This window comes from Moorena sp., assembly GCF_982860115.1.
Genome location: NZ_CEYLVT010000316.1, coordinates 1 through 6,790, shown reverse-complemented (window position 1 = coordinate 6,790; position 6,790 = coordinate 1). Strand labels below are relative to the sequence as shown.

Genomic DNA, 6,790 nt, shown 5'->3' with positions numbered 1-6,790 from the left:
TACTGGACTTCTTTGAAGCAACTACTTTTTCCCCAGCTGCGATCGGTGCGACTAACACATTAGGGGATTCAACATATGTCAGCTTTTTTAACCAATCTGAGTTTCTGGCTTCTGCTCTAGCTCGGTTAATCAGGTCATAGGATGATTGTCCTACATCAGGTCTAGATTCAAATTCTAGTTTGGTTTTGCCCGATTCATAACCATATACTTTCGTAGCAGCTACCACATCACCTAGTTTGACATCTTTAATTCCTCCAGCCACTCCCACAAACATCACAACATCAGGCTGGAAGTGAGCGATCGCTCTTTCTGCTTCCATTGCTGCTCCGTCATTTCCTGCACCAATCTCAACAATTCCTACTTCCCAGGATTTACCATTATCTGAAAACTGTCCTAGTTCATAAATTGTTCCTTGTTCATGTGTGTCCTCTTGAAGATTGCTCAAATGATCCTTAACAGCATCGTATTCAGCAGGAATAGCGGTTAATATAACTGCCCGGTTCATAAATCTTTGCTAGTTAATGTCAGTAAGGGGTTCATCTTATTTTTATTCTTTGAGGGAGTGGTGCGTTACGGGGCTGGGTTTTTCAACACTGGGAACTGAGAAAATCACCTCTAGCCCGCCCCTAACGCACCCTACGCCACTATATATCATTAACCAGTAGATGCCTAAAATCCAATCTTGATTTAGTTTAACACAATAAAATCCCGGTAATAGGGAGTCTGGAGTTGGGAATAGAGAATAAAAATTATCACAATTTATTTAGTAAATATATAAAAAATACTGGTATATATTTCCTTGATTAAGGATTAAAAAAATATAAAAATATAGGTAAAAATACTCTAAAAAAAGCCTAGGTTAAGGCTAACATTTTACCTCTGTTACCTATTCCCGATTACCTGTTCCATGAAAAAACAATATACCAATTCATTTTCGTACAATTTTATTCAATAACCACTCCAAAAAAAAATTCTAAAATTCCTTGACAAATAATTTTATAATCGTTATGATTATATTTATCAATCTCAAACACAGATTTAATTATGACTGAAGACTTTGTACCAAACGAAAACAACAATCCTGAAGAGACTACTCCCGATAATACTCCTCAGGAACCTTCCCAAAAAAAATACCCAGTTAAGCACATTTTGAAAGGGTCGCGTAAGGCAATACTCAATACCATGCATACCCTTTATGCACTGCGTTACGCGGAAATCTCGGAGTGGAGCCCCCTTCAGCCCACTGGCATCCCAGGGGAATTCATCACAATGATGACGAAGTATTTAATTATCGGTTAAACTAATCTACAGGGGGTTTTACCCCCCTGGCAAAAAAATCAGGTCTGATATCAGTGGTCAGCGGTCAGCCCTTGGCCTTTGGGTAATAGCTAATAGCTGAATGTAATAGCTGATAACTGTTCGCGTAGCGCTTAAGCTTACGGTCTGATTAAATCGGATGATGTCTGGTTTGGTTTACAAAGTTGAGTCATAAAGATAATTTATAGCCGTGGAAAGTATTTCTGCGGCTATTTTTTTTGTTGAAGGTTGGGAGGTTTAAGGTTGGGATGTTGAAGGTTATGAGGTTGTTCGCGTAGCGTGGCCTTTTGGCCAAGGTTTAAGGTTGGGAGGTTGTTCGCGTAGCGTGGCCTTTTGGCCAAGGTTTAAGGTTGGGATGCAGAATGTAGAATGTAGAATGTATAATTCCCAATTCTTAATTCTTAATTCTTAATTCTACATTCTAAATTCTTAATTTACAGAGGTACTGTCAAAACAAATCCAGGTAATACGTCTTCTCCAGATAAACTAACTGGAAATTGGACTATTTCTACTGGTTGATTGGGACGGTATATTTCTACTTGCTGATTCTGAGGGTTAATTAACCAACCTAGTTGTAAGCCACTGTTGAGGTATTCTTGCATCTTGTCTTGTAGAGACTTAAGTGTATCTGTCCGTGAACGCAATTCAATCACAAAATCAGGACAAATAGGGGGAAACTTTTGCTGTTGTTCTGGAGTAAGAGCTTGCCAACGGTCTAACATTACCCAAGCTGCATCGGGGGATCTATCTCCGCCGTTAGGGAGTTTAAACATGGTGGAGGAACTGAAAACTTTTCCCATGTTAGTTTGACGGTTCCAAATCGTTAGTTCAGTAATCAAATCTGCTTCTTGATTTCCACTAATTCCTCCTACTGGTGGCATGATAATTAATTCTCCCTTAGCAGTGCGCTCTATCTGGAACTCTGGATTTACTTGACAAAGATGATAAAATTGATTATCGGTAAAATCCACATTTTCTAAGTTAAGGGTGACAAACATCATTAACCTCCGAGTTGGTATTCAAATAATTTTGTATCCAATTGCAACCATAGATTAGTAACTGGTCTAAATCGAGGACTTGATCTAAATTCCATATAATAACAGTGTTGTCTCCACTAGCAGAGGCGAGCATTTCACCATTGGGGCTGAAAACTACGGCTAAGACGCCATCGCTATGTCCTTTCAGGGTAGTTAAAAGGGTTCCATCCTGGTTCCAGAGTTTGACGGTTTTGTCATAACTAGCGCTAGCAATTGTGTTACCGTCAGGGCTAAAGACTACTGCTAATACCCCTGCTTGATGACCGTTGAGGGTAGTAATCAAGGTTCCATCGCGCTTCCAGAGTTTAATGGTTTTGTCCCAACTCGCGGACGCAATGGTTTCACCGTCGGGACTGATGGCAACGCTGTAAACTCGGTCATGGTGCCCCTTTAGGGTAGTAATCAAGGTTCCGTCTGGCTGCCAAAGCTTGACAGTTTTATCCCAACTGGCGGAAGCAATTAGAGTCCCGTCTTTCTTGATGCAGTCGCTCATGGGGGAAACCCCCAAGACCGCGCTGCATCGCTTGCTGAAGGCTAGTCCATAAATGCGATCGCTATGGCCCTTGAGGGTATTAATTAAGGTACCGTCCCGTTTCCAGAGCTTAATGGTTTTATCAGCACTAGCGGACGCCATCATTTCACCGTCGGAGCTGAAGACTACTGCTAAAACATCGCTGCTATGGTTTGTTAAGGTTTTTAGCAAGCTACCGTTTCTGTGCCAGAGCTTGATGGTGTTATCGGCACTAGCAGAGGCAATCATCTCACCATCGGGGCTAATGGCTATTCCCAAAACTCTAGCGCTATGGCCAGTTAGGGTTCTTTGTAGACTACCGTCTTTATTCCACAGTTTCACGGTCTGATCCCAACTCGCGGATGCAATGGTTTTTCCGTCTGGGCTAATGGCCACTGCCCAAACTAAATCACTATGCCCCCTGAGCTTGGTGAGGATGATGCCATCGGGTTTCCAGAGCCTAACCGTTCCATCCCAACTCGCCGATGCAATGGTTTTTCCGTCTCGGCTAATGGCCACACCGTACACTAAATCTGTATGTCCTCTGAGGGTAGTGAGTAATGTGCCTTCCCAACTCCAGTGCTTAACGGTTCCGTCCCAACTCGCTGACGCAATGGTTTGACCATCTGGGCTGATAGCAACGTTGTAAACGCGATCGCTATGGCCCTGAAGGGTGTTTAGTAAAGTGCCATCAGTACCCCAGAGTCTAACGGTTTTATCCCCTGACGCGGACGCAATGGTTTGACCATCTGGGCTGATGGCAACTTTGTAAATGCGGTCATTATGCCCCTGAAACGTCCTTAGTAATGCCCCATTATAGCCCCAAAGTTTAACAGTTTTGTCCCCTGACGCGGATGCAATGGTTTTACCATCTGGGCTAATGGCCACTCCATAAACAGTAGCGCTATGGTCTTTAAGAGTAGTAATCAAGGTACCGTCAGCTTTCCAGAGCTTAACGGTTTTGTCTCCAGACCCTGAAGCAATCATCTGGCTGTCGGGGCTAATGGCAACACCATAAACCCCAGCTTGATGGCCGTTGAGGGTTTTATAGGGTCGGGCTTGAAACGTTCCCTGACTATCCCGTTTCCAGAGTTTGACGGTTTTGTCGTCACTAGCGGAAGCAATCAGATTCCCGTCTAGGCTAATGGCAATGTCGTAAACCCCAGCTTGATGACCCTTGAGGGTAGATAGTAGTTTACCATCCAGTGTCCAGAGTTTGATGGTCTTATCATAACTAGCAGTAGCGATTAGATTAGCATCCTGGTTAATGGCAACTGCCCAAACCTGATTACTATGCTTTACTAAGCGATTATATTCAACAGTCCCATAAACTGCCTGTCTTAGCACGGATTCTACTTGAGTTTCCGTAGCCTGGTCGGCGTTACCAAAGCGTTTCAATTGTTGCTTGGCTCTGATGGCTTCTACTAGGGCATCTAATTGTTGATTGGAGGCAAAGAGCGCTGCTGAGGATTTTGCGATCGCATTCATTTCGCTAATAGCTGAGCGTCTATATCCCAGGTAAGTGGTGACCCCTAACCCTGTGGAAACCATCAATGCTGTGCCCACTGCCATTAGCAATAACTTGAGTCGTCTGGCACTTTTTTTCTGCTCTGCTAATCTTGCTTCTGCTTCCTTCGCCCGTTCTGCTTCTAAATACCGTTGCTGTTCAATCCAGCTTAATTCTTGAGAAGCACCTAAGAATTCATCATCTACTACGCTCAACCGTTTGCCCGCTTTCCAGTTTAAGGCTTCTGCTAAGGCTTTTCCTCGCAACAGCCGAGAATTATCCTGACGATTAGAAGCTAACCAAGCATTGATGGCTTGATTATAAGGTCGCAGATTCCCTAATTTTTGCTCAACCCAATTCTGATTAAAAATATACTGGTAAATACGATTATAAACCCTTAACACTGGCGAAGTTTTGTTCTCCTGACCGGGCTGCTTAACCACTAACCCACTTAGCCGTAATTCTATTTGTTCAGGAGTATCATCCGCAGCAATTTCTCCCTGTTGTAAGATTTGCTGATAAAGGGCCAATAACCGACTAGACCCTTGTTCATTTCTGAGAATCCGTTCCCGTAAGGTTCGTAAATGCTCCGGTTGATCATTGGCTTCCCAGTTTTCAATAATTTCCTTGCGCACAAGCTGCTCTAACCAAAATCCTTCCGTACCAGGGGGAATCGTCAGAGAGCCACTAATTGCCGTTTGATTTGATATCCACACCAGATAGCAGAGCTTTTGAGTCAGAAATGGTTGTCCTCCTGTCCAAGCCAATATCTCTTTGAGAATAGTTTGGGGATTGTCTACTAATCCTACTAATCCTGATGCTAATGGTTGAGCTTCTTCTAGGGTAAACCCATGTAAATCAATCGCCTTACCAATATTAAAAGGAGTTCGTTCTTTCTGGGAAATTAAATCCGAAGGGGTTGCTACTCCAAATAAAGCAAAAGTGATGCGATTGTAGTCAGGATTTTCCGCTCGCTGGTTATAGCAGGCTCGAATCAGAGCAAAAAAATCATCGGTGGGAAAATTGAGGCTAATAACGCTATCGATTTCATCGATAAAAATAAAAATCTTTTCGCTTTTGAGGTTAACTAATAAAATCTCTTCGATTACCAGACTCAAGCGCTGGATTTCCGATAAATCATCGTGTTCACGCCACCAAGTTTTTAAATTAACTTTTCTGGAAAGTTTGAAATTTCTTAATAACTCAACTACTAATCCTTTGTACCACTGCTGGGGAGTAATCGTTTCGCTACCAATTATGGTCATATCAATAGAAGCGCAGCTAAAACCAGCCTGTTGAAGTCGATGCTTGATCCGTAAGCGCAAGCTAGACTTACCCATCTGTCGGGAGTTGAACACATAACAAAACTCACCCCTAATTAAGGCGTTATAAAGTTCAGCATCAGCTCGACGCTCTACATAACTAGGGGCATTTAATTTTAAACTACCACCGACTTGATATTCGTAGGTTTCCATGGTTTAATTGGGAATCAAATCAGCCCACAACATTGCTATGTCTGTTCCAGCAGTCTTATTTCTAAATTTATCAGATAAACGGGCTATTTTATCCTCAGAAAAATGATTCTTCCAATCTCCGATTTCTCCTTTGCGGATAAACGGTGTCATTTCTTTAGGTCGCTGACTCGACCAGCGACTTTGGTCTTGGCTCATGCTGGTAAAACTGGTATGTTTAAGAATGCTATTGAAAATTTCAGCATTATTGAGTTTGTCTAGGTATGAACTCCCTAAAAAATTAGCAATTTCTCGAATATAGTTGGAAGTATCAGCTTTCATAGCTTCGTAAGTGATAAACAAAACATTGTCATCCTGGCGATGGTCATACCAAGACAGTAAATGCTCGAAATAATCGCCCCAATCAACTTCTCCTTCAATAAAGCATTCAAAAAAATCATTAAAGGTTCCTTCAGCAAAATTATAGTGCTTCACAAACCCTTTAGTATGGTAATAAAAAGAAACAACACAATCAAAGGGATTGCGAGCAATATAGATATACTTTGCATCAGCACAGTAAGGGGTGAATGAGTAAGGAAGATGAGTTTTAATAAACCTTGGGGATGCCATGGCTGCTACAAAATCAGCACCCACTTCTTCTAGATGAGGGACTTCTAAATTGATGTCTTTGCCGACAGGTAGAGGTTCCCCATCATGGTGTAGCATCCAGACAATATGTTGAACCCAAGTTGTGCCACATTTGGGATAAGTAACAATAAAGTTATCCTCTGGTTGAGCATTGTAACTGAGTCCAGATTCAAAACAGGTTACCGGAAATCCCATGGGAATACGGAATCCCCGACACATGGAGTAGTGGGGTTTTTGTCGTTGTTGGTTCATTGTTGATGGTTAGGGAGTCGGGAATCGGGAATCGGGAATCGGGAATCGGGAATCGGGAATCGGGAAT

General features: G+C 42.4%; 5 protein-coding genes. 1 reads left to right on the top strand and 4 read right to left on the bottom strand.

Going from position 1 to position 6,790, the window contains the following annotated elements:
- On the bottom strand, window positions 1–505 hold a 505-nt coding region (locus AC4II3_RS30230), incomplete at its 3' end, for a 5'-methylthioadenosine/S-adenosylhomocysteine nucleosidase family protein (protein ID WP_490722995.1).
- Window positions 506–1,044: 539 nt separating this feature from the next.
- Here AC4II3_RS30230 and AC4II3_RS30225 point away from each other — a divergent pair.
- Complete coding sequence (locus AC4II3_RS30225) at window positions 1,045–1,299, top strand: hypothetical protein (protein ID WP_488014738.1); 255 nt, start codon at window positions 1,045–1,047, stop codon at window positions 1,297–1,299.
- Between the two features lie 452 nt (window positions 1,300–1,751).
- On the opposite strand, the gene AC4II3_RS30220 is transcribed toward AC4II3_RS30225, so the two are convergent.
- From AC4II3_RS30220 to AC4II3_RS30210, 3 genes are read right to left on the bottom strand one after another with little or no spacing between them, the layout of a single operon-like run.
- A complete protein-coding gene (locus AC4II3_RS30220; protein ID WP_488014740.1) occupies window positions 1,752–2,318 on the bottom strand; it encodes a Uma2 family endonuclease in 567 nt (188 codons plus the stop codon).
- Complete coding sequence (locus AC4II3_RS30215; RefSeq protein ID WP_488014742.1) at window positions 2,299–5,847, bottom strand: AAA-like domain-containing protein; 3,549 nt, start codon at window positions 5,845–5,847, stop codon at window positions 2,299–2,301. The genes AC4II3_RS30220 and AC4II3_RS30215 overlap by 20 nt, the downstream gene beginning before the upstream one ends.
- A gap of 3 nt (window positions 5,848–5,850) precedes the next feature.
- A complete protein-coding gene (locus AC4II3_RS30210) occupies window positions 5,851–6,723 on the bottom strand; it encodes a sulfotransferase domain-containing protein (protein ID WP_488014744.1) in 873 nt (290 codons plus the stop codon).
- Between the last annotated feature and the right edge of the window lie 67 nt (window positions 6,724–6,790).

Coding starts and splice junctions, on each gene's coding strand:
- AC4II3_RS30225 (WP_488014738.1), top strand. CDS start 1,045: ATGACTGAAGACTTTGTACCAAACGAAAACAACAATCCTGAAGAGACT.
- AC4II3_RS30220 (WP_488014740.1), bottom strand. CDS start 2,318: ATGATGTTTGTCACCCTTAACTTAGAAAATGTGGATTTTACCGATAAT.
- AC4II3_RS30215 (WP_488014742.1), bottom strand. CDS start 5,847: ATGGAAACCTACGAATATCAAGTCGGTGGTAGTTTAAAATTAAATGCC.
- AC4II3_RS30210 (WP_488014744.1), bottom strand. CDS start 6,723: ATGAACCAACAACGACAAAAACCCCACTACTCCATGTGTCGGGGATTC.